A 24925-nucleotide genomic window follows, 5' to 3' on the forward strand; every position below is an offset into this window, starting at 1 on the left:
GGACAAACCGAAAGAGGCGACGATGAGTGATACGCAAGAACTTGCGCCGGCGCCCGACGCAGCGGCGCCCGACGCAACGGCGCCCGCACGCAGGGTGGCGCTCGTGACCGGCGCGGGCAGCGGCATTGGCCGCGCGTGTGCGCGCAGGTTGCTCGCGAGCGGTTTTGCCGTCGTGCTGGCGGGCCGCCGTGCCGGGCCGCTCGAAGCGCTCGCCGACGAAGCCCGCGCGCGCGGCGAAGAGGCGCTGGCGGCCCCCTGCGACGTGACCGACGCGGCGGCCGTCGAGGCGCTCTTCGAGACGATCCGCACGCGCTACGGCCGGCTCGACCTGCTCTTCAACAACGCGGGCCGCAACGCACCGGCCGTGGACATCGACGAGCTCGGCGTCGACGACTGGCGCGCCGTGGTCGAGACGAACCTGACCGGCGTGTTCCTTTGCACGCGCGCGGCGTTCGGGTTGATGAAGAGGCAGACGCCGCGCGGCGGCCGCATCATCAACAACGGCTCGATTTCGGCGCACGCGCCGCGGCCGTTCAGCATTGCGTACACGGCGACCAAGCATGCGATCACGGGCCTGACCAAAGCGGTTTCGCTCGACGGGCGGCGTTACGACATCGCGTGCGGGCAGATCGACATCGGCAACGCGGCGACCGGGATGGCCGGGCGCATGGCGCGCGGCGTGCCGCAGGCAAACGGCGAGATTGCCGTCGAGCCGCTGATGGACGTGGAACTGGTCGCCGACGCGCTGCTGCACATGGCGCAGTTGCCGCTCGAGGCGAACGTGCAGTTCATGACCCTCATGGCGACGAAGATGCCGTTCGTGGGGCGTGGCTGAAGCTACCGCCGGCGAGCGCGGAGGCGCCGCCGCACGTGTGCCCGCGAGGTCCCGTATACTGGGCCGTGAACCGCCACGACGCCTGAGCGCCTATGCCTTTGCCTCCACATCCGGACGACGATCCGCGCCCCCAACCGCCCGAGTGCCCCGACAACGACGACTGCTGCCATAGCGGCTGCGATCCCTGCATCTTCGACTTGTACCAGGAGGAGAGGGATCGCTATCGCGCCGCGCTGGCTGCATGGGAAGCCCGCGAGGCGGCGCGGCTGGCGGCGTCGAAAGCGCCGCCCGAGGAACGCGAAAATCCCGCGCGACCAGCCGCGCCTTCGAGCGGCAAGTCCGCGTGCGAGCCGCACTGATTGCCCCTTCCGCCATGACCGAATCCATCTTCGTCCCCCACGTCCCCGTTCTCGACGCCGCTGCGCTCGACGCGCTGCAGGCGTTTGTCGAGCGCCATCCGCGCCTTTTCGTGCTGACTGGCGCGGGCATCAGCACGGATTCGGGCATCCCCGGCTATCGCGACGAGAACGGCGCCTGGAAGCGCTCGCCGCCCATCACGCTGCAGGAGTTCCTGGGCTCGGAGAGCATGCGGCGACGCTACTGGGCGCGCAGCATGATCGGCTGGCCGACGGTCGGGCTCGCGCAGCCCAACGGCGCGCATCGCGCGCTCGCGCGGCTCGGCGCGGCGGGCCATGCGCGCACGCTCGTCACGCAAAACGTGGACGGGTTGCATCAGCGCGCCGGCAGCCGCGACGTGATCGAGCTGCACGGCAGCATCGGCCATGTGCATTGCCTCGACTGCGGCGCGCAGTATTCGCGCGCGTCGATTCAGCCCGAACTCGTGGCGCGCAATCCCGCCATCGCGGGCGCGAGCGCGGAACCCGCCGCCGACGGCGACGCCCATCTCGACTTCGACGGCGCCCATGCTTTCTTCGTGCCGGCGTGCGCGGCGTGCGGCGGGATGCTCAAGCCGTCGGTGGTGTTCTTCGGCGAGAACGTGCCGCGCGAGCGCGTGGCGGCGGCTTCGGCCGCGCTCGACGAAGCCGATGCGGTGCTCGTCGTCGGCTCCTCGCTGATGGTGTATTCGGGCTACCGCTTCTGCGTCTGGGCGCAGCAGCGCGGCAAACCCGTGGCGGCGATCAACATGGGCAGGACGCGCGCCGACCCGCTGCTCGCGCTGAAGGTCGAAGCGCCGTGCGCGGCCGTGCTCGACGCGCTGGGCGCGCGCCTCGCCGCCTGACACTCCACGACCTCATGGAAGACGACATGCTGAACACGCTAGCCGACCTCGAAGCGCACTACGGCACGCCGCACGAACGCGCGCTGCGCAAGGAAATCGATCACGTCAACGCCGATTACCGGCGCTTCATCGAAAGTTCGCCGTTCGTCGTGCTCGCCACGGGCGGCCCGGACGGCCTCGACTGCTCGCCGCGCGGCGACGCGCCGGGCTTCGTGCGCATCCTCGACGAGCGCACGCTCGCGCTGCCCGACCGCCCCGGCAACAATCGCGTGGACAGCTTGCGCAACGTGGTCGCCTCGTCGCAGGTGGGCCTGCTGTTCATGGTGCCGGGCGTGGGCGAGATGCTGCGCGTGAACGGGCGCGGCCGCGTAAGCACCGAGGCGGCGCTCGTCGCGAGCTTCGCCGTGAATGGCAAGCCGCCGCGCTCGGTGCTGGTCATCGACGTTCAAAGCGTGTACTTCCATTGCTCGAAGGCGATCGTGCGCTCGAACCTGTGGGACCCGTCGCGCCATGTCGAGCGCTCGCACCTGCCGAGCGCGGGCGACATGCTGCGCCGCGTGAACGCGGAGCAATACGGCGAGCCGTTCGATGCCGAAACCTACGAGGCCGGTCTCGCAGAACGCATCAAGAACGCGTTGTATTGAGCGAGGCGCGAACGCAACACGATGAACGATCCGCAAGCCGCCCGCCGCCTCGCCGCGCCTGCCGCCGAGCGCAACGCCGCGCCGATCCTCGAAGTGCTGCGCGGCGCGCTGCCGGCGCGGGGCACCGTGCTCGAAATCGCGAGCGGCACCGGCCAGCACGCCGTCCACTTCGCGGCCGCGTTGCCCGGGCTCACGTGGCAGCCCAGCGACGCCGACGCGCGCGCCCGCGCCTCGATCGCCGCATGGCGCGCGCACGCCGGCCTCGCGAACCTGCGCGAACCGCTCGATCTCGACGTGTGCCGCGAGCCTTGGCCAATCGACGCGGCGGACGCCGTCGTCTGCATCAACATGATTCACATCGCACCTTGGCGAGCCGCGCAGGCGCTCATGAAAGGCGCGGGTGCGCGCCTTGCGCAAGGCGGGGCGCTCGTGCTCTACGGGCCGTACCGGCGCGGCGGCGCGCACACGGCGCCGGGCAACGAGGCGTTCGACGCCGACCTGCGCGCGCGCGACCCGGCCTGGGGCGTGCGCGACATGGAAGACGTCGAGGCGCAGGCGCAGGCGCAGGCGCAGGGCTTCGTGTGCGAGGCACGTGTGGCGATGCCGGCGAACAATTTCAGTCTGGTGTTCAGAAAACGCTAGGCGGTCGGCAGACGTGGGCCGCGCGGCGCCTGGGCGTTTCCCTTATGCTTGCACGGTTGGCGCCGCGGGCGGCGCCGTCAATGAATGAAGTGGAGAAACAACATGAGCAAACAGCCAATCGGCGTAGTGGGTCTGGCCGTGATGGGGCGCAATCTGGCGCTCAACATCGAAAGCCGCGGCCACGCGGTCTCGGTGTTCAACCGCAGCCGCGCGAAAACCGACGAGCTGATCGCTGAATATCCGGATCGCAAGCTCGTGCCGGCGTACACGCTCGAAGCATTCGTCGATTCGCTGGAAAAGCCGCGCCGCATTCTGCTGATGGTCAAGGCGGGCGAAGCCACCGACGACACCATTGCCGCGCTCAAGCCGTTGCTGGAGAAGGGCGACATCCTGATCGACGGCGGCAACACGCACTTCACCGACACCATCCGCCGCAACCAGGAGCTCGCGAAGGCGGGTCTGCACTTCATCGGCACGGGCGTGTCGGGTGGCGAAGAAGGCGCGCTCAAGGGCCCGTCGATCATGCCGGGCGGCCAGCGCGACGCATACGATCTCGTGGCGCCCATCCTTACCGAAATCGCCGCCAAGGCGCCGGACGGCGAGCCTTGCGTGGCCTACATGGGTCCGGACGGCGCGGGCCACTACGTGAAGATGGTGCACAACGGCATCGAGTACGGCGACATGCAGCTCATCGCCGAAAGCTACGCGGTGCTCAAACAGGTGCTCGGCCTCTCGAACGAGGAACTGGGCAAGGTCTACACTGAGTGGAACGAGGGCGAACTCGACAGCTACCTGATCGAGATCACCTCGAAGATCTTCGGCAAGAAAGACGAGGAAACGGGCAAGGATCTCGTTGACGTGATCCTCGACCGCGCCGCGCAAAAGGGCACCGGCAAATGGACGAGCCAGAACGCGCTCGATCTCGGCGCGCCGCTGCCGCTCATCACCGAAGCCGTGTTCGCGCGCGTGCTTTCGTCGCTCAAGACGCAGCGCGTGGCCGCGAGCAAGGTGCTCGCCGGACCCGGCGCGAAGCCGTTCCAGGGCGACCGCACGGCGTTCGTCGAGTCGGTGCGCCGCGCGCTGTACTTCTCGAAGGTCATTTCGTATGCGCAAGGTTTCGCGCAGTTGCGCGCCGCATCCGACGAGTACAAGTGGGACCTTCAGTACGGCGCGATCGCGAAAATCTTCCGCGCGGGCTGCATCATCCGCGCGCGCTTCCTGCAGAAGATCATGGACGCCTATGCGAAGAACCCGCAGCTCGACAACCTTCTGCTCGACCCGTATTTCCGTGACATCGCGGCCAACTATCAGACGGCGCTGCGCGAGGTGGTGATCCAGGCGGTGAGCGCGGGCGTGCCGGTGCCGGCGTTTTCGTCGGCCGTCGCGTACTTCGACGGCTACCGTTCAGAGCGCGTGCCCGCCAACCTCGTGCAGGCGCAGCGCGACTTCTTCGGCGCGCATACCTTCGAGCGTATCGACAAGCCGGGCAGCTTCCACGCCGACTGGTCATAAGGAAATCGAAAGACAAAAAACCGCACTGTCGTTGCGGTCTTTGTCGGAATCAAAAGGTGAGTCCCACGGGCTCACCTTTTTTTGTTGCTCAAATCGCAACGGTGTTTTTATGTATAAGGGTTTTCCCTAGGACAATTAGACGCCTACACTGTAATCAATCGCTGACGAACACGGTGTTCCGAAGCGGAAATAAAACAGATGGAGGTGTGATCATGAACAAGCTTATCCCCGCAGTTGTCGTTGCCGCCGCTCTTGCCATCCCGGCAATCTCGTTTGCCCAGTCCAGCCAGCAAGGCCTGACGCGCGCTCAGGTGCGCGCGGAACTGGTCGAACTCGAGCACGCCGGTTACAACCCGTCGGCTGACTACGTGAACTACCCGGCAAACCTGCAGGCCGCCGAAGCCCGCGTGACGGAAGAAAAGCTCGCCGCCGGCAACACCAGTGGTTACGGCGCACCGGCCGTGGGTACCTCGCAGTCGGGCGCGGCGGTGCAGCCGGCACGTCTTGCCCCGCATCAGCAGATTTATTTCGGCCACTAAGCGCTGACCGAACGGGGCCGCCTCGGGCGGCTCCGGTGCAAGACCCCCTGTAGTTAGTCCTCGTGAGTTCGTAGTTGCAGCAAGCCTTCAGTTTGAAGGTGTTGTGAGTCGCAGTAAGTGGTAGGTGTTGTTCGGTAGTTGCAGTGCGCAGTGTGTATTGGCAGTAGCAGGTGTAGTGGGTAGTACGCAGCACGTGCAGTACGCAGTAGCAGTAACGCCACGCAGTGAGTTGTTGCAGCAGGAAATAGCAGTAAGCAGAGAGTGGCGGGAAGTTGAAGTCGGCTGGCGCAACGAGAGGTGCAGCCGTGCAGTAGCAGCAGGTAGCAGGTTGTTGCAGTAAGTTGTAGCAGTCCAGTACGGGCCGGTTTTCAACCGGCCCGTACTTTTTTATGGGTGCGCTTCGCGATCCTTATCGCGATTTCAGCGGGCATGCAGATGCGGCACGCCTTCGCTCGTCGCGACCTTGAGCTGATGCAGCGCCCGGTGCGCCTTGTTCAACTGCGCCTGCGCGGCGATGCGCTGCGCCTCCAGTTGGGCCACTTCCTTGCGCACCTGATGCTGGCGGCCCGTCACGGTCTGTTCTTGCTCCGAGTGCCGCTGCAGGTCGACGCGCAGCCGTTCGGCCTGCGTTTCCGATTCCTCGATCAGCCGCGCGAGTTCCGCGTTTTGTGCGACGAGCTGCGCGCGGCGCGTCTCGCCGTCGGCGAGGCGCGTCGCCTGCTCCTGCATGAGGTGAAACGCCGAGCCGGCCGCGTCGAGGTCGTTGGCCTTCAACGCGCGCCAAAGTACGCTCTCCTGATGGAGCGCGACGAAGTAGCCGAGCGTGGGCGGATGGAAAAAGAGACTCACGGTATAGGCGAAGCAGCGGTAGACGCGAAAGGTCGTCAGCTCGTCGGCGGCGCGGAGCGCTTCGAACGCGGCGCCGTCGGCGATCTGCACGGGGCGGCCGTTCAGATGGGCCGGCATGACCGGCACCGCATGGAGCGTGGACACCGGACGCGGGCCGCTGGCCCCTTCGCCCGGCAACGTCGCGCCCGCGGCGGGCTCGGCGCGAGACTCGATTTCGACCACGGAATCCGCCGGCGAACCGGATGCGGATGCGGCGTGCGGGTCGTGCGCGGCGGCGTCGCTGGCGGCGGCGGTGCGTTGCGTGGCCGCGTCGTGCGCCACGGCGAGGAGGCGCGAGGGGCCGCCAGAAAGTGCGACGTTACGACGGTTCAGAATGGATTTCACGGCGGTTCCCCAAAATGGCGCGCCAAAGGCAAAGCGCTCCGCGCGGGGGCGCCGGACGTTTGCTTTGGCGGGCAAGTCGATCGGGACGGGGCGATGCGGTTCGCGCGCGGTCCGCTCCGGGCTCGCTTCCTAGTGCAGCAGGCGAGGCCGGCGTGCAATGTCGTCGAAGAGCGCACGGCCGGGTTCGAGCGCGAAAAGCCAGGTTTCGTCATAGCCGCTCAACGTGTCGAGCGCATCGCGCAAACGCTCGATCACCACGGCGGGAATTTCCACGGTCGCCTCGAGGGCGCCTGAGAGCCGCGCGACGCTGGCGTGCTGCACCAGTTCGTCGGCGGCTTCGGCCACGTCGGCCGCAAAGATGAGATGGTTGTTCAACAATTCGACGAGGCCAGGCGACGACGCGACATCTTCGACGTTGAGTTGCAGCGAAAGAAAGGTGGCTTTATTCATGCTCGAATCCCTCAGGGACATGGGACTGCAGCGAGAGGCCTTTCATCTGATTATCAGGTTACGCGTGATCCAGTATAGGCGAGGCCCCGCGCGAGCGTAGGCGGGGCGAGCATGCCGGTGAAAAAAGGCGGTCGGAACATGAACGATATAATGGGGACGTTCGCCAATTCCGGCTTTATTCGCGGAATGTGGCGCGCAAGCGAACGCCTGCGGCCCGCCGCGCATCCAATATGCGTATCTCCCTGCATACGCGAGGACCAAGCGAGGAACAGCAAGATGAATCGACAACGGCGAAACCCGGGCGCGTATGCGGCGCTGGCCGCCCTCACGCTCGTCTGCAGCGCCTGTAGCAGCACTTTCACACCCTGGACGGAGTCCACGAACGCGCCGCCCATGTCCACGAGCGGCGTGCCGGCGGGCTACTACCGCGTCAATCCTGGCGACACGCTTTCGCGCGTCGCCGCGGCATACGGCCAGCGTGCGCAGGACATCGCGAGCTGGAACCAGCTACCCTCCGCGAACGCGCAGATCCTGCCGGGCCAGGTGCTGCGCGTCGCACCGCCGCCAAACTACGCAGCGGTCGTACCCCAGGCGCCAATGCCGGGCGGCGCGCCCGCTGCGGCGGGCGTGGCGATGCCCGCGCCGGTCGCGCCTTCCATCGCGCTCGCGTGGCCCGCGCGCGGGCCGATCCTCCAGCGCTTCGTGCCGGGCAAGTCCACCGGCATCGTCATCGGCGGCACGGCCGGAGAGCCGGTCAAGGCCGCCGCCGCCGGCCGCGTGGTCTATGCGGGCACGGGCATCGAAGCCTATGGGCCGCTCGTCATCATCAAGCACAACGACCAGGTCGTGACGGCCTACGGGCACAACGCCAAACTGCTCGTCAAGGAAGACGACGCCGTTTCGCAAGGCCAGCCGATCGCGGAAATGGGCACGGCCGGCGTTCAGTTTGAAGTCCGCAGCGACGGCAAGCCCGTCGACCCACTGCCGCTGCTCGCGCGTTAGCCGCAATGGCGGCGTGCTTCCCGGTGGCCGCGCCGTGGCGGCGCGGACCGCCTTCAGCCGGGCATCCCACCCGGCATTGCGCTGCCTGGCAGTTTGAAAATACACTCAATGATTCTCGCGCCGCGCGGGGCGCGCCAGTCGAGGCGCGTCTCCGTTCGTCCCGCGCGCCAACCAAGAGGATCTCATCGCAATGATCGACCTGCGCAGCGACACCGTCACCCGTCCGAGCGAAGCCATGCTCGCCGCCATGACCCGCGCCGAAACCGGCGACGACGTGTGGGGCGACGACCCGACCGTGCTGCGCCTGCAGGCGCGCGTAGCGGAGGAAGCGGGCAAGGAGGCAGGTCTTTTCTTCCCGAGCGGCACGCAGAGCAATCTCGCCGCGCTGATGGCGCACTGTGCGCGCGGCGACGAATACATCGTCGGCCAGGCGGCGCATACCTATAAGTACGAGGGCGGCGGCGCGGCGGTGCTCGGCAGCATCCAGCCGCAGCCGCTCGACAATGCCGAAGACGGCACAATCGCGCTCGAACGCATCGCCGCGGCGATCAAGCCGCTCGACGACCACTTCGCGCGCACGCGCCTGCTCGCGCTCGAAAACACGATCGGCGGCAAGGTGCTGCCTGCGGACTACGTCGCGAAGGCCACGCGGCTCGCGCACGAGCGGGGGCTCTCCACGCACCTCGACGGCGCTCGCGTGTTCAACGCGGCCGTTGCCTCGAATCAGCCCTTGAAGGCGCTGGCGGCGGGCTTCGATTCGGTGTCGATCTGCTTTTCGAAGGGGCTTGGCGCGCCGGTGGGCTCGGTGCTCGTGGGCAGCCGCGCGCTTGTCGAGGTCGCGCACCGCTGGCGCAAGGTGCTGGGTGGCGGCATGCGCCAGTCGGGCGTGCTCGCGGCCGCTTGCCTTTACGCGCTCGACCACAACGTCGCGCGTCTCGCCGACGATCATGCGAACGCTGCGCGCCTCGCCGCCGGCCTCGCGCAGATCGATCAGGTGAAGGTGATGTCGCAGGCCACGAACATGGTGTTCGTGCAATTCCCGCACGAGCATTGCGCGCCGCTGGAGGCGTATCTGAAGGAGCGCGGCATCCTCACACAGATGCTCTACGCTTCGCGCTTCGTCACGCATCTCGACGTAACGGCTGCCGATATCGATACGTTCGTGGCGGCAGTGAAGGGCTACTTCGCGCGCTGAGCGCTGGCGAGGAAGGCGCGCTTTGCGGCGCGCCCCCGGTTCGAGGCTGGCTGGCGGCGTATTGCTCCCGGGCTTCGCCGCTGCGCCTCGCCGCCCGCTTTAGCCGCGCCGCACCGCCCGGTGCGACGGCGCGAAAAGCCGCAGACCGCTCGCAATGGCGGCCGCCCCCGCAAAGGCGCAGCCGAGACCCAACGCGAGCGTCGGGCCGTGCCGGCCCGCAATCCCGAAGCACAGCGCCACGAGCGCCGCGCCCGTGGTCTGCCCGAGCAGACGCGAGACGGCGATGGTGCCGCTCGCGCCGCCACTGCGTTCGGGCGGCGCGCTTGCCATGATCGCGCGCAGATTCGGCGACTGGAAAAAACCGAAGCCCGCACCGCAGATCGCCATGCGCACGACAATGTCCGCGACCGCCGGGTGTGCGGGCAGCAGCGCGAGCGATGCCATGCCCGCCGACAGAATGGCGAGGCCGATCGCGCCGAGCAGGCCAGGCGGATAGCGGTCGGAGAGCCGGCCCGCGATGGGCGCGGCCGCGGCCACGACCACGGGCCAGGGTGTCATCAGGAAGCCGGTCTCGACCTGGCTGCGCATCAGCACGGTTTCGAAATAGAACGGCAGCGACACGAACGCGAGGCCTTGCGCCGCGAACGAGCACACGGCCGTGACCGACGAAAGCGCGAAAACGGGCCTGCGGAACAGGTCCACGGGCAGCATGGGCGCGGGATGCCCGGCTTCGCGCCGGATCAGCAGCGCGCCGAACACGAGCGCCACCGCGGCCGCAACGCCCACTTCCGCGCCGGGCGCGCGCTGCGCGGCTTCGCCTAGCGCGAAGATCAGCGCCCCGAACGTGACTACGTTGAGCAGCGCGGCGACGGGGTCGAAGGCGTGCTTGCCGCGCGCCGTCTGCGGCAGCGCGGGCAGCGCGAACACGAGCGCCACCACGCCGAGCGGCACGTTGATCGCGAAAAGCCACGGCCAGGTGCCCGCGGAGAGGATCAGCGAGGCAATCGTCGGACCGACGGCGAACGACACGCCGACGATCAGCGCGTTCATGCCGAGCCCGCGCCCGAGCCGGTGCGGCGGATAAAGAAAGCGGATCAGCGCCGTGTTGACGCTCATGATCGCGCTCGCACCGAGGCCTTGCAGCACGCGCGCGAGCGCAAGCGCGGCGAGCGTGGGCGCGAGCGAACATGCGAGCGACGCGACCGTGAAGATCGCGAGCCCGCTGATATAGATGCGACGGTGCCCGATGATGTCGCCGAGCGCGGCGAGCGGCAAGAGCGTCGCGACCATCGCGAGCTGGTAGGCGTTGATGATCCAGACCGAGGCGGCGGGCGCCGCGTGCAGGTCGGTGGCAATGGCGGGCAGCGCGGTATTGGCGATCGCGGTGTCGAGCGTCGCGAGCGCGACCGCGAGCATCACTGCGCCCATGGCGCGGCGGTTCTTCGCGGACATGGGCGCGTCGGCGTGCGGTGTCTCGCGGGACTCGCGCGGCGCGGAACAGGTTTCGGACAAGACGATCTCGGGCGGTTTGACGATGAAGGCCGCAACGCAGACCGTGCGGACGAATTTTGCGATTGTTACAGAGCCCGTCCGGTTTTGCAGGAGGTGCTTCAGAGCGTGGGTTGTCTGTAAGGCTGGTCGCGAGCCCTCACGGTGATCCAGGCGGCCGTATCGCAACTAACCGCCAACCCTGATACCTGTGCGCCTGCCGCCGCGCTACGCGCGCGGAACCGCCGGCGCGGCAAGGACCGTGGGCTGGCGGCAGGTTCGGCGTGCCCGGCGGCCGTGTTGAGCATCCCGCTGGCGTGTCGCCGCACGGCATTTAAAAATGCACTACTCTGCAAACTGATCTGCGCGCCCGCGAGTGAGGCCGGACTTTTGCGTCGCCACGCCGACACACAAGTCTTCCTCGTTTCGTCATGGGCGGCGCAGCCCCAGAACAACCGCTCGCCTTGCACCGTTAGAGGGCGCGCAGCTTCTTCCGGGAGTCGTAAATGACAGCAGTAGGTCTCGAGTTCGATCAATTGCAGAGCAGCGTCGAAGCGCTGCGCCGCTCCCTCTCCAACCGCCTGATGTACGGCGTCGGCAAGGACGCCGTGACGGCGCGTCCGCAAGACTGGCTGCATGCGGCGGCGCTCGCCGTGCGCGACCGGCTCGTCGAGCGCTGGATGATCACCACGCGCCGCCAGTACGATCAGGACGTCAAACGCGTCTATTACCTGTCGATGGAATTTCTCATCGGCCGCACGTTCTCGAACGCGCTGATCGCGCTGGGCATCCACGAGCAGATGAAGGAGGCGCTCGCGAGCGTCGGCGTCGACATGGACACCGTGGTCGACTACGAACCCGACGCCGCGCTCGGCAACGGCGGCCTCGGGCGTCTCGCGGCGTGCTTTCTCGACTCGATGGCGACGCTCGGCATTCCCGGCTTCGGCTACGGCATCCGCTACGACTACGGCATGTTCCGCCAGCAGATCGTGAACGGCGAGCAGGTCGAAGCCCCCGATTACTGGCTGCGCTACGGCAATCCATGGGAGTTTCCGCGGCCCGAGGTCCAGTATCCGGTGCATTTCGGCGGGCGGACCATGCAGCGCGACGGGCACGTCGAATGGGTCGATACGCAGCACGTGAACGCCATGGCCTACGACACCGTGATTCCCGGCTACGCCACCAGCGCGACCAACACGCTGCGGCTGTGGTCCGCGCGCGCGGACGAGGAGCTCGACCTCTCGGCCTTCAATCAGGGCGATTATCAGCGCGCGGTGGAAGCGCGCAACATTTCCGAGAACGTCTCGCGCCTGCTCTATCCCGACGATTCGACGATGGCCGGGCGCGAGCTGCGTCTGCGCCAGGAATACTTCTTCGTCTCAGCGACGATGCAGGACCTGATTCGCCGCTACCTGCGCACGCACAGCACCTTCGGGCGATTCCCGGACAAGGTCGCCGTGCATTTGAACGACACGCACCCCGTGCTGGCGATTCCGGAATTGATCCGTCTGCTCGTGGACGTGCATCATCTGCCGTGGGACGAGGCGATGGGCTACGTGCGCCGCGTGTTCTCGTACACGAATCACACGCTGATGCCCGAAGCGCTGGAAACCTGGGATGTCGAACTATTGGCGCGCCTGTTGCCGCGCCACCTCGAAATCATCTTCGATATCAACTCGGCATTTCTGCGCGAAGCGAGCGACCGCGGCGCGCACGACCTCGACCTGATCCGCCGCATCTCGCTCGTCGACGAATACGGCCAGCGCCGCGTGCGCATGGCCTATCTCGCGATCGTGGCGAGCCACAAGGTGAACGGCGTTTCGAAGTTGCACTCGCAACTGATGACGCGCGACATCTTCGCCGACTTCGCGCGCCTTTTTCCCGACCGCTTCACGAACGTCACCAACGGCATCACGCCGCGCCGCTGGCTCGCCCAGGCGAGCCCGCCGCTCGCCCGTCTCGTGGACGACGCGATCGGACCGCGCTGGCGCAGCGATCTCTTCGAGCTCGATGCGCTGCGCAAGCTGCGCGGCGACGCCGCGTTCGAGGCCGGGTTCCGCGCGGCCAAGCGCAGCAACAAGGTGCGGCTCGCGCAGCGCGTGCGGGAGCGCACGGGCATCGTGTTCAATCCCGACGCGCTCTTCGACATGCAGGTCAAGCGCATTCACGAGTACAAGCGCCAGTTGCTCAACGTGCTGCACGTGATTACGCGCTACAACCGCATTCTCGAAGCACCCGAGCGCGACTGGGTGCCGCGCGTCGTGCTGTTCGCGGGCAAGGCTGCTTCGGCCTACCGCATGGCGAAGATGATTATTCACCTCATCAACGACGTGGCCGCGAAGATCAACAACGATCCCGTAGTGGGCGACCGCCTCAAGGTGGTGTTCGTGCCGAACTACGGCGTGAGCGTGGCCGAGATGCTCATTCCCGCGGCGGACCTTTCGGAGCAGATCTCGACTGCGGGCACGGAAGCGTCGGGTACCGGAAACATGAAACTCGCGCTCAACGGAGCGCTCACGATGGGCACGCTCGACGGCGCGAACATCGAAATTGGCGAGGCCGTGGGGCAGGACAACATCTTCATCTTCGGCCATATGTCCGATCAGGTGGACGCGCTGCGCTGCGCGGGCTACCGACCGCGTCAGGTCTACGAGGAAAATGCCGGGCTGCGGCGCGCGCTCGACCAGATCCGCACAGGCTTCTTTTCGCCGGGCGATTCGGCGCGTTACACCGACATCTTCCACACGCTCGTGGATTGGGGCGACCATTACCTCGTGCTGGCCGACTATTCGGCTTTCATCGAGGCTCAGGACGCCGCCGACCAGCGCTTCGTCGACGCGCCCGCATGGACTGCGAGCGCGATCGAGAACGTGGCAGGGATGGGGAAATTCTCTTCGGACCGTGCGATCGCGGAGTATGCCCGCGACATCTGGCACGTGAAGTCGATCGAGATGGAGTGAGCGGCAGGCCGCGGCGCCAAGGGCAAATTCAGGGCGCGGCGGGCCGGGTCGTGCCGCCGTCGGCCTGTGCGGCTTGTGCAGCCTGTGTGGCCTTTGCGGCCCGCACTGCCTGCTCCACGCGTTCCAGGAACGCATGGTCGCCGCTGGCGATCGCCTCGCGCGGTTCGCCGCCCGTCACGACATACAGCCGGTGCACGGCCTCTTGCCAGATCCATGCGAGCCACCCGACCACGACCAGCATCACGCCGCACACGAGACCGGCCGCCGAGCCGAACGCGCCGCCCACCGCGGCGATAGCGACGCCGGCCAGGCTGATCGTGATGGGCACGGCGCGACTGCGCCGCCCGGTGACGATACGCACGTCGTCGATGTCGCGCAGGGGGTAAACCTGGCCGGCTGCGGAAAGCGCGTTGCGCGTGACCGAAACGGCGGCTTCGTTGAAGGGGAGTTCCATCGGCTGGTAAACGGCGAGGGGAGAGAGCGCAGCGTACCAGAAGCAGGGCCTGAATGGGCAAGGCTGGCCACGATGTCGCGGCCGCGCGGCATGCGCGTCGCCAGCCTGCGCAAAAAAAAGCGGGGCATCCCAAGGGATGCCCCGTCCGGTAAGGCGCGGTGTGCAGCGGAAACTGCGGCGCGCCGTGCGAAGCCGACGGCGCGAACCGCCGGCTGCCGCTGTTGCTAACTTGCCTGTTTAGAACTTGTGGCGGATCGCGACGCGCACCGCGACCTGGTCCTGCGAACCCGTGCCCGAGGTCGGGAAGATGTTCGACGTCGAATCGCCGATCTGCGCTTGCACGTTGGTCGTGCCGAAGCGGCCCGAAGCGTCCTGATACACGCCGAGCAGATAGACGTCGGTGCGCTTGCTGAGCGCGTAGTCGACCGCTGCGTTGATCTGGTTCCAGTGCGCCGACGCGCTGCCCGAAGCACGCGAGTACGTGTAGCCGAGCGCGCCCGACAGAGCCGGCGTGAAGGCGTACTTGCCGCCTGCTTCATACGCGTTGTACAGCGTCGACGAACCGGCGACCGGCGAGATCAGCGTGTTGGTCCACAGGGCCCACAGCGTTGCCGGGCCAACGATGTAGCGGCCGCCAACGCCGAACGAGCGGAGGTCGCGAATCGTGAGCGCGGTTGCCGGCAGGTTCGCGATCGAGGTCGACATCGACGGCGTGGCTGCGCCCGGGTACGTGATGTTCGTGTACGCGGCGCCGAGGCTGAACGGGCCGTAGCCGTAGTTCGCGCCGAAGCTGTAAGCACGCGACGATGCCGTCGAGGTGCCCGTCGGGGAGCCCGCGAACGAGGTCGTGTTCGAGAAGCCGTACAACGCGCCGAACGTGAAGCCGGCGAAGTTTATGCTTTGGAACTTGACCGAGTTGTTGATGCGGCTCGAGGTCAGCTGGTCGACGTCGTTGAAGTGGTAAGCGTAGTTGCCCGCCACGGTGTTGCCGCCGGTCGAGTAGTTCGAGCCGAGAACGTCGGTGTTGAACGAGTATTGACGGCCGAACGTCAGCGAACCGATGTTCGATTGCGTCAAACCGACGAAGGCTTGACGGCCGAACATCGCGCCGCCCTGGCCTGCCGTGCCATTGCCGCTGTTGAAGCCGTTTTCGAGCACGAAGATCGCCTTCAGGCCGCCGCCCAGGTCTTCCGTGCCGCGCAGGCCCCAGCGGCTGCCCTGTGCCACGCCGTCGCCGTATTGCCACAGGCTGCTGCTGCCGCCAGTGGAGTTCTTTACGTGGCTGTTATAGCTGATACCGGCGTCAATCAAACCGTACAGCGTGACGCTGCTTTGTGCATGGGCAATGCCCGCAATCGACGCAAGAATAGCGGTGGTCAGAATTTTCTTTTTCAACTGTTTCTCCGGGTGAAGGAAAGATGACTACTCCAGCCTCTAACGGGCCGGTCAATGCGACGGGCTGCAATTTAAGGGTCGATAACGAAACGAATGTGACAGTAAGGCTACGTCAGCGAAATGTCGCCATTCTGTTGTGCGGATGCTACACACCGGTTGCGAGTCTGCGGAGCGCCCCGCGAAGGCGGCCAGGACTGGGTTTGCGGCCGATTTACGAGGATGTTTCAGCACGCCGATTGCGACAATCGGCCTTATAAGATTTTGTTCTATGCTTCCTCGTATTTGACCGGTTTATCGATTTTTTGAATTTTGCTTCAAGCTGGAATTGATTGATATCAATCGCGCATTAACGGTCCATCAATGCGCGATTTACATGGCTCATTGCCACCAATTCATAAAGAAGAAAATTAGTTACCCGAAGTAACTTGAATGGCCGGTAATTGCCATTAAAAACGGGCTCGCGCCAGTGGCGCGAGCCCGTTCGTGCAATGGCGTTACAGCGAAAGGAGTGAGCCGCTGCGAATGGGCTTGTCGCCTGCGATGCGCGCGACTTCCATGCCGGCCGTGGCGAAGCGCGTACTATGGCGCGCGTACATCACGCCGCTCACGCCGGCGTGCAGCGTGGTCACGGTGTCGGCAAGCGGATCGACGATATCGGCGACCGCCGCGCCGTGTTCCACCCATGTGCCGCACTCCACGCGAAACACGAGCACGCCGCTCGCGGGAGCGATGATCGGTTCCGTGCCCGCGAGCGGCGTGGCGGGGTAAGCAAGCGGCGGCAGCGGCGCGGCCGTGCCTTCGATCACGCCACGTCCGATCAGGTACTCGACGATAGCCTGGGCGTCGTGCCCGGCGTATTCGTGCGAGACGTCGCGCTGGCTGCGCAACTCGACCGTCACCGAAATCGAGCCGTGCGGAATGGGGTAGCGCTTGCCGAACTGCTCGCGCAGCTCCGACCAGCAGAAGCTGTGAATCTCGTCGAACGGGTTGCCGATCGAGTTGAGCGCAAGCAGCGACGCCTTGGCGTCGAGGTAGCGCGCGAGCGGTTCGACGTCGGGCCACAGCTCCGGATTCGTGTAGATGTGCATGGCGGCTTCCCAGTCGCAATGCAGGTCGAGCACGATGTCGGCGTCGTATGAAAGGCGCTGCAGCGCGAGCCGCATCGATGCAAGCTCGGTTTTCGGCTGCTGGGCGGCCAGCGCGTCGCGAATGGCCGCGCGGATGGCCGCGCGGTTCGCGGCTTCGTCGCGCCCGAGATGCGGCTCGATGTTGGGCAGCACGAGCGCGGTGAGCTCGTGGAAATTGCGGTTGAAGTTCTGCGCCGTGTTCGATTCGAAGCGGCCGATCAGGTGTCCGAGCCAATGCTGGTTCAGCCCCACCGGGTTGGGCACCGGCACGATCACGATTTCGCCGCGCAGGCGCCCCGCGGCTTCCAGCTCCGCCAGCTTGCGCCGCAGTGTCCATGAGACGAGCATGCCCGGCAGCTCGTCGGCGTGCAGCGACGACTGGATGTAGACCTTGGGACCGCCGGACGGACCGTAGTGGAAGCTCGTGATCTGCCGCTCGGTGCCGAGCGCCGGCGCTATCAACGGATGGTTGCGGGTTTGCATGATGAGTGCGCGCGGCGCAATTGAATGCGGGGCGCGTTTTGAGTGATGATCGGATTGGCCCGCGGGCGGGCCGGCTCCCATGATCTTAGCCGATATGCGTGGCGGGCAGAATGGCGGATGATTCGCGAGGCGGTTTCTGGCCCGGCGCGGCACGCGCTAACGCCAAAACGTTTGGGTGCGATCCTGTGCGACCCGCCAGATAATATGGATATCGAATTAAATCAGGCCGGAGCGCGCATACCGGGGGCTATCGTGAGCGTGGCTTGACCAGGAGGCCCGGGAAGTTGCGAAAAAAAAGCCCGGACCGTTGCCCGGTCCGGGCTTCTTCGATTCTGCCAGCCGTGCCGCGCATCGCGCGGCGGCGGCTTTTGACGGCGGCTTAGCTGCCGTACACGTCGAAGTCGAAGTACCTGGCTTCGATCTTCTTGTACGTGCCGTCCTTGATCATGTCGGCGATGGCCTTGTCGATCTTCGTTTTCAGGTCGCCGTCTTCCTTGCGCAGGCCAATGGCCGCCGCGCCCGTCGGGATTTCCTTGCCCGCGAACGCGAAGCCGGCGCCGCGCGGCGTCTTCAGGAAGCCGAGGTCGGCTTGCACTTCGTCCTGCAGCGCTGCGTCCAGACGGCCCGAGATCAGGTCGGCGTAGACCTGGTCCTGGTTCTGGTAAGGAACGACGTTCACGCCCTTCGGCGCCCAGTTGTCCTTCGCGTAGGTTTCCTGGATCGTACCCTGCTCGACGCCCACCGACTTGCCCTTGAGCGAGTCGGCCGTCGGCTGGAAGTTCGTGCCCTTCTTGGCGACGAGGCGCGTCGGCGTGTTGAACAGCTTCGCCGAGAAGGCGATCTGCTCTTCGCGCTGCGGGGTGATCGTCATCGACGAGAGCACGCCGTCGAACTTCTTGGCCTTCAGGCCGGGAATCATGCCGTCGAAGTCTTGCTCGACCCACACGCACTTCGCGTTCAGGCGCTTGCAGATCTCGTTGCCAAGGTCGATGTCGAAACCGACCAGCTTGCCATCGGGTGCTTTGGATTCGAACGGCGCGTAGCTGGCGTCGACGCCAAAGCGCACGGTGGTCCAGTCCTTCGCGTGGGCGGCGCCGGCCGAGACGGCGAGCAGGGCGACCGACAGGGCGGCAAGCAGTTTCTTCACTATGGGTACTCCTCGAGATGGTTCAGGACGCGCCGCGTGCGGTCGTGCCGCCGTGGCGTATTTTCCGGCGCGGCTTGCGCCGGTTTTTTCGTTGGACCCGCCAGCCTGCGGCCAGCGAAGCGCGCCAAGCTTACCAGGTCAAAATTGCTGCGTCGCTAGTGTAATACCGGATGGCGGGAAATGGCGCGAGCAAGCGTACGGTCGTGCGCTTGCAGCATCTCGCGCAAGGCCTTGTCGGGCAAGGCGTTCGGGCGGATACGGGAAGGCTCGCGCGGGGCTCTTGCGGAGGGCGGTGCGATGCACGGCCGCAACAGTCGGACGAATGCGGGGCGGCGCAGGCGCGGCCTTCGCAATCGCGTGAAGGGAAGTTGAAATCGAATCGACGGCGCGCCGTTGGTTTGGCCCCGTGGGGCCGGCCCGGCCGGCACGCCGTTGCCGCCGCCGCCGTATCCGCCGCAATGCAGCGGATACGGCGAGCGCGGCGGCTAGACCACGCGCACGCCCGCGCGCCAGGTAGCGCGCGGCACCGGCAGCGAGTCGAGCATCGTCACGCGCACGAAGTCGGCGCGCAGGCCCGGCTCGATCGCGCCGCGGTCGTGCAGGCCCGATTTGCGGGCGGGTTCCCACGAGACCGTGGCGAGCGCGCGCGGGAGCGTCCAGTCGGCCCGGGTCACGAGGTCGAACGCCGCCGTCAAGAGGCTCGACGGCACGTAGTCGGACGAGAGGATGTCGAGCAAGTCCGCCTGCGCGAGTTCCAGCGCCGAGACGTTGCCCGAGTGCGAGCCGCCGCGCACCACGTTCGGCGCGCCCATGATCGTCGCGATGCCGCGCTTTTTTGCTTCCTCGGCGGCCACGCGCGTGGTCGGGAATTCGGCCAGCACGATGCCTTCGGCGGCGGCCTGCTCGACGTGCTCCACGAGCGTGTCGTCATGGCTCGCGAGCGGGATGCCGCGCGCGCGGCAGCGCTGGACGATTTCGAGGCGGTGCGCGTCGGCGTAGCGCTCCTGTTCGTCGGCCATTTCGGCGAGCATCGTGGCCGTCTGTTCGTCGGTCCACTTGCCGTGGCGTTCCTGGAAACGCCGCCATTGTTCGCGGTCGTGCCACTGGCGCTGGCCCGGCGTATGGTCCATCACCGAGGCGAGGCGCAGCAGCGGGTGTTCGCTGAGCGTGTCGAAGAGCTCGATCACGTCTTCGGTGGCGATTTCGCAGCGCAGGTGCAGGAAGTGCTCGGCGCGCAGCAGGTTGCGATCGGAAAAGCGCCGCAGCGCGGCGGCGCTCGCGAGCTGCACGTCGCGGCCGCGCACGCCTACGGCGAGCCGCGTGCCGATGGCGAGCGCGTCGAACACGGTCGTGATGCCGGCCGCGGCGATCTGCGCGTCATGGATGACGAACGCGGCGTCGGTGTTCCAGTGCACGCCGGGGCGTGGCGCGAGATGCTTTTCCAGGTTGTCGGTATGCAGCTCGACGAGACCCGGCAGCAGGAAGTCGCCTTCCCAGTCTTCGGCTTCCGGCGCGGCCGTCGAGCCGCGCGAGAGGTCGTGGATTTTGCCGTCCTGCACGCGCAGCGTGCCGGTGAAAACGTCGTCTCGCGTCACGATGCGAGCGTTCTTGATCAACATCGTCAGGCTCCGTATCAGATATCGGTGTTCAGGCGCGATGCACGCGCCATTACGCAGCGGCGGTGAGCGGCGCTTGCGCGCGCGGGGCGGCGAGTTCGAGCACACGTGTGGCGATGCGCTCGCGCGTGTCTTCGTCGTGGAATACGCCGACGATCGCCGCCCCGCGCTCGCGCGCTTCGCCAATCAGGCTCGCGACGACCTCGCGGTTTTCCGCGTCGAGCGAGGCCGTGGGTTCGTCGAGCAGCAGCACGCGGTGCTGCGCGATCAGGCCGCGCGCGATGTTCACCCGCTGTTGCTCGCCGCCCGAGAACGTGGCGGGCGCGAGCGGCCACAAACGGCGCGGCACGTTCAGCCTCGCGAGCAGCGTTTGCGCACGCTCGCGCGCTTCGTCCTCTTCCACGCCGCGCGAGACGAGCGGCGCGGCCACGATGTCGAGCGCGCAAACCCGTGGAATCACGCGCAAGAACTGGCTTACGTAGCCCACCACGTTGCGACGCAGACGCAGAATGTCGTGCGGGGCCGCGCCCGTGATTTCCAGGTGTTCGAGCGCTGTGCCTTCGTCGCGGATCGCGATCGTGCCGCTGCTCGCGAGATAGTTGCCGTAGAGGCAGCGCAAAAACGTGCTCTTGCCCGCGCCCGAGGGCCCGACCAGCACGATGCATTCGCCGCGTTCCACGTCGAGCGAAACGCCCGCGAGCGCTTCGATGCCGATGCCGCCCTGGCCATGCAGCGTGAAGGTCTTGCGCACGTCCTCGGCGCGCAGCATGAGCGCCGGACGCTCGACGAAGGCGCGCGTGCCTTGCTGGCCGGGCCGCGCCGCCGGTGTTGAAATGAAAGTCATGTCGATCATCCTAGACCGGCAGCACGGAAGCCACCAGCGTCTGCGTATAGGGATGCTGAGGGTCGTCCAGCACCTGGTCGGTCAGGCCCGATTCGACCACCGTGCCGCCTTGCATCACCATCAACCGGTGTGCGAGCAGGCGCGCGACGCCGATGTCGTGCGTGACGATCAGAACCGAAAGATGCAGCGTGGTCGTGAGCGTGCGCAGCAGGTCGAGCAGACGCGCCTGCACGGAAACGTCGAGACCCGCCGTGGGCTCGTCCATGAAGACGAGGCGCGGCCCCGTGACGAGATTGCGCGCGATCTGCAGGCGCTGCTGCATGCCGCCCGAAAACGCCGAAGGCAATTCGTCGATGCGCATGGCGTCCAGCTCGACGCGCTGCATCCAGTGCTGCGCCGTGTCGCGGATCTGCCCGTAGTGGCGCGCGCCTACCGCCATCAGCGGCTCGCCGATGTTGGCGCCCGCCGAGACGCCCGCACGCAGCCCGTCGCGCGGATTCTGCTGCACGAAGCCCCATTCGGCGCGCGCGAGCCGTCGCCGGCGCGGCTCGGACAGCGTGCGCAGGTCCAGCGTTTCGCCGTTCGCGCCCGTGTAGCGCAGGTCGCCCGAATCGGCTTCGGTGCGCAGGGCGAGCGTGTTGAGCAGCGTGGTCTTGCCCGAGCCCGATTCGCCGACGATGCACAGCACCTCGCCGGGATACAGGTCGAAGCTCACGTCGCGGCAGCCGTTGCGGCCGCCGTATTGCTTCGTGAGCGATCGTGCGCTTAGCAGCGGCGTCATGCTTCTTCTCCGTTCGGGCCGGTTGCGCGCGCATCGGTTTCGTCGTCTTTTGCGCGGCGCTCGCGGCAATAGTCGCTGTCCGAGCACACGAACATGCGCTTGCCCTCGTCGTCGACGATCATCTCGTCGAGAAAGCTCTCGCGCGATCCGCACAGCGCGCACGCGTGTTCCCAGCGCTGCACTTCGAACGGATGGTCGTCGAAGTCGAGGCTTTTCACCGGCGTGTACGGCGGGATCGCATAGATGCGGCGTTCCCGGCCCGCGCCGAAGAGTTGCAGCGCGGCGTTCATGTGCAGCTTGGGGTTGTCGAACTTCGGAATCGGCGAGGGCGACGTGAGATAGCGGCCGTTCACCGTCACCGGGTAATCGTAGGTCGTGGCGATGCTGCCGTGCTGCACGATGTCCTCGTAGAGCTTCACGCTGATGAGGCCGTAATCGGCGAGCGCATGCAGCTTCTTGCATTCGGTCACGCGCGGTTCGAGCCGGAACAGCGGTTCCGGCATCGGCACCTGGTAGACGAGGATCTGCTTGTCCGTGAGCGGCGTTTCGGGAATGCGGTGGCGCGTCTGGATGATCGACGCCTGCGTCGTGCGGCGCGTGGTGGCGACGCCCGTGGTGCGTGCGAAGAAGCGGCGGATGTTCACGGCGTTCGTGGTGTCGTCCGAGCCCTGGTCGATCACCTTGAGCGTGTCGTTCGCGCCGATGATGGCCGCCGTCACCTGGATGCCGCCCGTGCCCCAGCCATACGGCAACGGCATTTCCCGCGAGGCGAAGGGCACCTGGTAGCCGGGCACGGCCACGGCCTTGAGGAGCGCGCGGCGCAGCATGCGCTTGGTCTGCTCGTCGAGATAGGCGAAGTTGTAGCCGCCGGCGGCCTGCGTTTCGTGCGATGCGGCCCGGGCCGCGGCTTGCAAGGTATCGGGCGCGTTCATGCGGCCTCCTCGTTCTGCGCATCGGCGCCGGCGTCTTTCCCGTGCCCGGCTCGCAAGCGCCGCACGAGCTCGAGCTCGGCCTGGAAGTCCACATAGTGAGGCAGCTTCAGATGCTGGACGAAGCCCGAGGCTTCCACGTTGTCGCTGTGCGAGAGCATGAATTCGATGTCCTGGGTGGGCGAGGCGAGCGTCTCCCCCAGTTCCCCGGCGCGCAGCGCGCGATCGACGAGCGCCATCGCCATCGCCTTGCGCTCGGCGTGGCCGAACGTGAGGCCGTAGCCTTGCGTGAACTTCGGCGGCACGTCTTTGGCGCCGGCGAACTGGTTGATCATCTGGCATTCGGTCAACTCGATCTCGCCGATTTCGACGGCTTCGTCCAGTTCGTCAAGCGCCATTTCTACGGATACCGAACCAAACCGGATCTCGCCGGCGAACGGGTGCGAATGCGCGTAGCCGCGCTGCGTCGCGTAGCCCATCGCGAGCAGAAAGCCTTCGTCGCCGCGCGCGAGATTCTGCAGGCGCACGGTGCGGTCGGCGGGGAATGCCAGCGGTTCGCGCGAGAGGTCGCCGGGTTCGCGCAGATCGGCCGAGGGCGTTTCCTGTTCGATCAGGCCTTCCTTGTCGAGCAGCGAGAGCACGCGCGGCATCGGTTCTTCAGGCGGCATATCGGCGCTCGTGCGCGGCGCGCGGGTGGCGTTGCTCGCGTCGTCGCCGCCTTCGGCCAGCAGCGCGAAATCGAGCAGGCGCTGCGTGTAGTCGTAGGTCGCGCCGAGCACCTGGCCGCCGGGCACGTCCTTGAAGGTGGCGGAAATGCGGCGCTCGACCACCATGTTTTCGGTTTCGACCGGCTCGGTGTAGCCGAAGCGCGGCAGCGTGGTGCGATAAGCGCGCAGCAGAAAGATCGCTTCGACGAGGTCGCCCGCAGCCTGCTTGATCGCGAGCGCGGCGAGCTCTTCGTCGTAGACCGAGCCTTCGGCCATCACGCGCGCCACGGCAAGGCGCATCTGTTCGCGGATCTGCGCGACGCTCAACTCGGGCACGCGCGTATCGCCGCGGCGCGCTTCGTCGAGCAGACGCCACGACGCTTCGATCGCGCGCTCTCCTCCTTTGACGGCGACGTACATCAGTGCATCTCCACGAGCGTCGTGCGCGGCAGGCCGATCAGACTGTCGCCGCACACGAGATAGAAGTCGATGCCGCACGGAAAGTGCGGCGCGAGGGCGGCGCGTTCGCGCCAGAAGCGTTCGGGCAGGCCCACGGGCGCGATGCTGCATGTGGATTCGATGCCGGGCCCGCGCAGCGTGAGCGGCGCGCCGCCCGTGAGCGCGTCCACGCGCACGAACACGGTGGCCGACAGCTCGGGCGATTCGGGTGTCCCGCTCGCAAAGGCCTCGAGCGGCGGCAGCGCCGCGGCGTCGTGCACGTAGGCGAACGCGGCTTCATGCGGTGCCGTTGCAAGCGGCGCGCCCGCGTGAAAGCGCAGCGCGGCAGCGAGCGCCGCGTCGGGTTGAGCGAGCCATACGGGCGTCGCGTAGTCGGCGAGCGCGAGCAGCGAGGCGAAGGCGGCGAGGCCGGCGCGCGCTGCGGACGAGTCGGTGGCGGGCAGCGACGTGTCGATCACGCCGATCGTGCCGGGGCGCGCGAGCGCGTCGAGCAGCGTGCGGAACACGGCCTGGGTGTCGTGCACCGGATCGCCGAAGCCGGGGGCGAGCGCCGCGAGCAAATCGGGCGTCATCGGGCTGCTGTTGCCGTGGGCATTGCGTTCGTCGCTCATGCGTCACCTCGAACCATCGTGAAGAATTCGACCCGCGTGCTGGCGGCGTCGGCGCGCCGCGCGTCGCGGCGCGCCTCGACGCGCGCGGCGAGCGGCTCGATCAGCCGGGCATGCAACTGCGCGTGGCGCGCGGGCAATTGCAGCAGCGCATCGGCGAGCGCGGCCAGTTCGGCGCGGCGCTTGTCGCGGCCCAGATGGCAGGCCACGCCGACCGGGCCGGGCTGGCCCGCGCCGCCGGCGGCTTCGGCGCGCAGTCGCAGCGTGGCGCGCGTCACGGTCGCCTCGCCGAGGTTGAAGGCGTCGCCGGTGCCGCCAATGCGTCCGCGGACCATGGCGAGACCGGTCTGCGGCGCGCGCAGCCAGTCGAACGCGGGCTCGGGCGCGCCGGCGAGCGCCGCGTCCAGTGCCGCTTCGAGTTCGGCGCGCGGCGTGTGCGCGAGAACCGCCATCCACGCGCGCCGTGTAGCCGGCGCAGCCGCGGGAGCGGATGAGGTGGAGGAAGCGTTCATCGGAGTTCCTGTGTCGTGAACGGGGAAGAACTGAGCCTGCGAACTGCGCAATTGAACCATCTATTCATCTAAACGTCTAGACGTTTGGTGGTATGGTTGTCCAACGCGGCCGCGACGGAGGTT

The 24925-nt window shown here is 67.0% G+C and carries 24 protein-coding genes; 10 read left to right on the forward strand and 14 right to left on the reverse strand.

The window, feature by feature from the left end; genetic code table 11:
• Positions 1–22: 22 nt before the first annotated feature.
• The 7 genes from BLU17_RS06755 (at position 23) to BLU17_RS06785 (ending at position 5412) form a co-directional block, all read left to right on the forward strand.
• The gene (locus BLU17_RS06755) at positions 23–835 is read left to right on the forward strand and encodes an SDR family oxidoreductase (protein WP_091996070.1); all 813 of its coding nucleotides are present in this window, start codon (positions 23–25) and stop codon (positions 833–835) included.
• Between the two features lie 92 nt (positions 836–927).
• A complete protein-coding gene (locus BLU17_RS06760; RefSeq protein WP_091995947.1) occupies positions 928–1194 on the forward strand; it encodes an oxidoreductase-like domain-containing protein in 267 nt (88 codons plus the stop codon).
• 14 nt (positions 1195–1208) lie between these two features.
• Complete coding sequence (locus BLU17_RS06765) at positions 1209–2075, forward strand: NAD-dependent protein deacetylase (RefSeq protein WP_091995948.1); 867 nt, start codon at positions 1209–1211, stop codon at positions 2073–2075.
• Positions 2076–2101: 26 nt separating this feature from the next.
• Complete coding sequence (locus BLU17_RS06770; protein WP_091995949.1) at positions 2102–2719, forward strand: pyridoxamine 5'-phosphate oxidase family protein; 618 nt, start codon at positions 2102–2104, stop codon at positions 2717–2719.
• A 21-nt stretch (positions 2720–2740) separates the two neighbouring features.
• The gene (locus tag BLU17_RS06775) at positions 2741–3361 is read left to right on the forward strand and encodes a DUF938 domain-containing protein (RefSeq protein ID WP_091995950.1); all 621 of its coding nucleotides are present in this window, start codon (positions 2741–2743) and stop codon (positions 3359–3361) included.
• A 102-nt stretch (positions 3362–3463) separates the two neighbouring features.
• Positions 3464–4873, forward strand: a complete 1410-nt coding sequence (gndA, locus tag BLU17_RS06780; protein ID WP_091995951.1) for an NADP-dependent phosphogluconate dehydrogenase — start codon at positions 3464–3466, stop codon at positions 4871–4873.
• 212 nt (positions 4874–5085) lie between these two features.
• Positions 5086–5412 (forward strand): DUF4148 domain-containing protein, encoded by a 327-nt coding sequence (locus BLU17_RS06785; protein WP_091995952.1) that lies wholly within the window; start codon positions 5086–5088, stop codon positions 5410–5412.
• Between the two features lie 420 nt (positions 5413–5832).
• On the opposite strand, the gene BLU17_RS06790 is transcribed toward BLU17_RS06785, so the two are convergent.
• Both BLU17_RS06790 and BLU17_RS06795 read right to left on the reverse strand, forming a co-directional pair.
• Positions 5833–6645 (reverse strand): DUF2968 domain-containing protein, encoded by an 813-nt coding sequence (locus tag BLU17_RS06790; RefSeq protein WP_091995953.1) that lies wholly within the window; start codon positions 6643–6645, stop codon positions 5833–5835.
• 129 nt (positions 6646–6774) lie between these two features.
• Entirely contained in the window at positions 6775–7095 is a 321-nt protein-coding gene (locus BLU17_RS06795) for a hypothetical protein (RefSeq protein ID WP_091995954.1), read from the reverse strand.
• Between the two features lie 276 nt (positions 7096–7371).
• Here BLU17_RS06795 and BLU17_RS06800 point away from each other — a divergent pair, with 276 nt between their 5' ends.
• Positions 7372–8097, forward strand: a complete 726-nt coding sequence (locus tag BLU17_RS06800) for a M23 family metallopeptidase (RefSeq protein WP_091995955.1) — start codon at positions 7372–7374, stop codon at positions 8095–8097.
• Between the two features lie 190 nt (positions 8098–8287).
• The gene (gene ltaE, locus BLU17_RS06805; protein ID WP_091995956.1) at positions 8288–9292 is read left to right on the forward strand and encodes a low-specificity L-threonine aldolase; all 1005 of its coding nucleotides are present in this window, start codon (positions 8288–8290) and stop codon (positions 9290–9292) included.
• Between the two features lie 99 nt (positions 9293–9391).
• Here ltaE and BLU17_RS06810 read toward each other — a convergent pair whose 3' ends face one another.
• Entirely contained in the window at positions 9392–10804 is a 1413-nt protein-coding gene (locus tag BLU17_RS06810; RefSeq protein WP_281247802.1) for an MFS transporter, read from the reverse strand.
• 482 nt (positions 10805–11286) lie between these two features.
• Between BLU17_RS06810 and BLU17_RS06815 the strand changes: the two genes are divergently transcribed.
• Positions 11287–13740 (forward strand): glycogen/starch/alpha-glucan phosphorylase, encoded by a 2454-nt coding sequence (locus BLU17_RS06815; RefSeq protein ID WP_091995957.1) that lies wholly within the window; start codon positions 11287–11289, stop codon positions 13738–13740.
• Positions 13741–13768: 28 nt separating this feature from the next.
• On the opposite strand, the gene BLU17_RS06820 is transcribed toward BLU17_RS06815, so the two are convergent.
• The 11 genes from BLU17_RS06820 to phnG all read right to left on the reverse strand — a co-directional run bounded on the left by BLU17_RS06820 (position 13769) and on the right by phnG (position 24802).
• Positions 13769–14194 carry a DUF6232 family protein gene (locus BLU17_RS06820; RefSeq protein ID WP_091995958.1) on the reverse strand — a complete coding sequence of 142 codons (426 nt, stop codon included), beginning with the start codon at positions 14192–14194 and terminating at the stop codon, positions 13769–13771.
• A gap of 237 nt (positions 14195–14431) precedes the next feature.
• Positions 14432–15589 carry a porin gene (locus tag BLU17_RS06825; RefSeq protein WP_091995959.1) on the reverse strand — a complete coding sequence of 386 codons (1158 nt, stop codon included), beginning with the start codon at positions 15587–15589 and terminating at the stop codon, positions 14432–14434.
• 494 nt (positions 15590–16083) lie between these two features.
• A complete protein-coding gene (locus BLU17_RS06830) occupies positions 16084–17199 on the reverse strand; it encodes a succinylglutamate desuccinylase/aspartoacylase family protein (RefSeq protein ID WP_091995960.1) in 1116 nt (371 codons plus the stop codon).
• 379 nt (positions 17200–17578) lie between these two features.
• Positions 17579–18346 carry an ABC transporter substrate-binding protein gene (locus tag BLU17_RS06835; RefSeq protein ID WP_091995961.1) on the reverse strand — a complete coding sequence of 256 codons (768 nt, stop codon included), beginning with the start codon at positions 18344–18346 and terminating at the stop codon, positions 17579–17581.
• 485 nt (positions 18347–18831) lie between these two features.
• Positions 18832–19965 carry an alpha-D-ribose 1-methylphosphonate 5-triphosphate diphosphatase gene (locus BLU17_RS06840; RefSeq protein WP_091995962.1) on the reverse strand — a complete coding sequence of 378 codons (1134 nt, stop codon included), beginning with the start codon at positions 19963–19965 and terminating at the stop codon, positions 18832–18834.
• Between the two features lie 49 nt (positions 19966–20014).
• Positions 20015–20806, reverse strand: coding sequence for a phosphonate C-P lyase system protein PhnL (phnL, locus tag BLU17_RS06845; RefSeq protein ID WP_091996072.1), 792 nt, complete (start codon positions 20804–20806; stop codon positions 20015–20017).
• A 10-nt stretch (positions 20807–20816) separates the two neighbouring features.
• Positions 20817–21587, reverse strand: a complete 771-nt coding sequence (gene phnK / locus BLU17_RS06850) for a phosphonate C-P lyase system protein PhnK (protein ID WP_091995963.1) — start codon at positions 21585–21587, stop codon at positions 20817–20819.
• The gene (locus BLU17_RS06855; RefSeq protein WP_091995964.1) at positions 21584–22519 is read right to left on the reverse strand and encodes an alpha-D-ribose 1-methylphosphonate 5-phosphate C-P-lyase PhnJ; all 936 of its coding nucleotides are present in this window, start codon (positions 22517–22519) and stop codon (positions 21584–21586) included. Before BLU17_RS06855 ends, phnK begins: the two co-directional genes overlap by 4 nt.
• Positions 22516–23643, reverse strand: a complete 1128-nt coding sequence (locus BLU17_RS06860; protein WP_091995965.1) for a carbon-phosphorus lyase complex subunit — start codon at positions 23641–23643, stop codon at positions 22516–22518. Before BLU17_RS06860 ends, BLU17_RS06855 begins: the two co-directional genes overlap by 4 nt.
• Positions 23643–24293: a phosphonate C-P lyase system protein PhnH gene (gene phnH / locus BLU17_RS06865; protein ID WP_245746747.1), complete on the reverse strand. Its 651-nt coding sequence runs from the start codon at positions 24291–24293 to the stop codon at positions 23643–23645. Before phnH ends, BLU17_RS06860 begins: the two co-directional genes overlap by 1 nt.
• On the reverse strand, positions 24290–24802 hold the full coding sequence (gene phnG, locus BLU17_RS06870) for a phosphonate C-P lyase system protein PhnG (protein ID WP_091995966.1): 513 nt from the start codon (positions 24800–24802) through the stop codon (positions 24290–24292). The genes phnH and phnG overlap by 4 nt, the downstream gene beginning before the upstream one ends.
• Between the last annotated feature and the right edge of the window lie 123 nt (positions 24803–24925).

The organism is Paraburkholderia lycopersici, assembly GCF_900096975.1.
Classification (GTDB): Bacteria; Pseudomonadota; Gammaproteobacteria; order Burkholderiales; family Burkholderiaceae; genus Paraburkholderia; species Paraburkholderia lycopersici.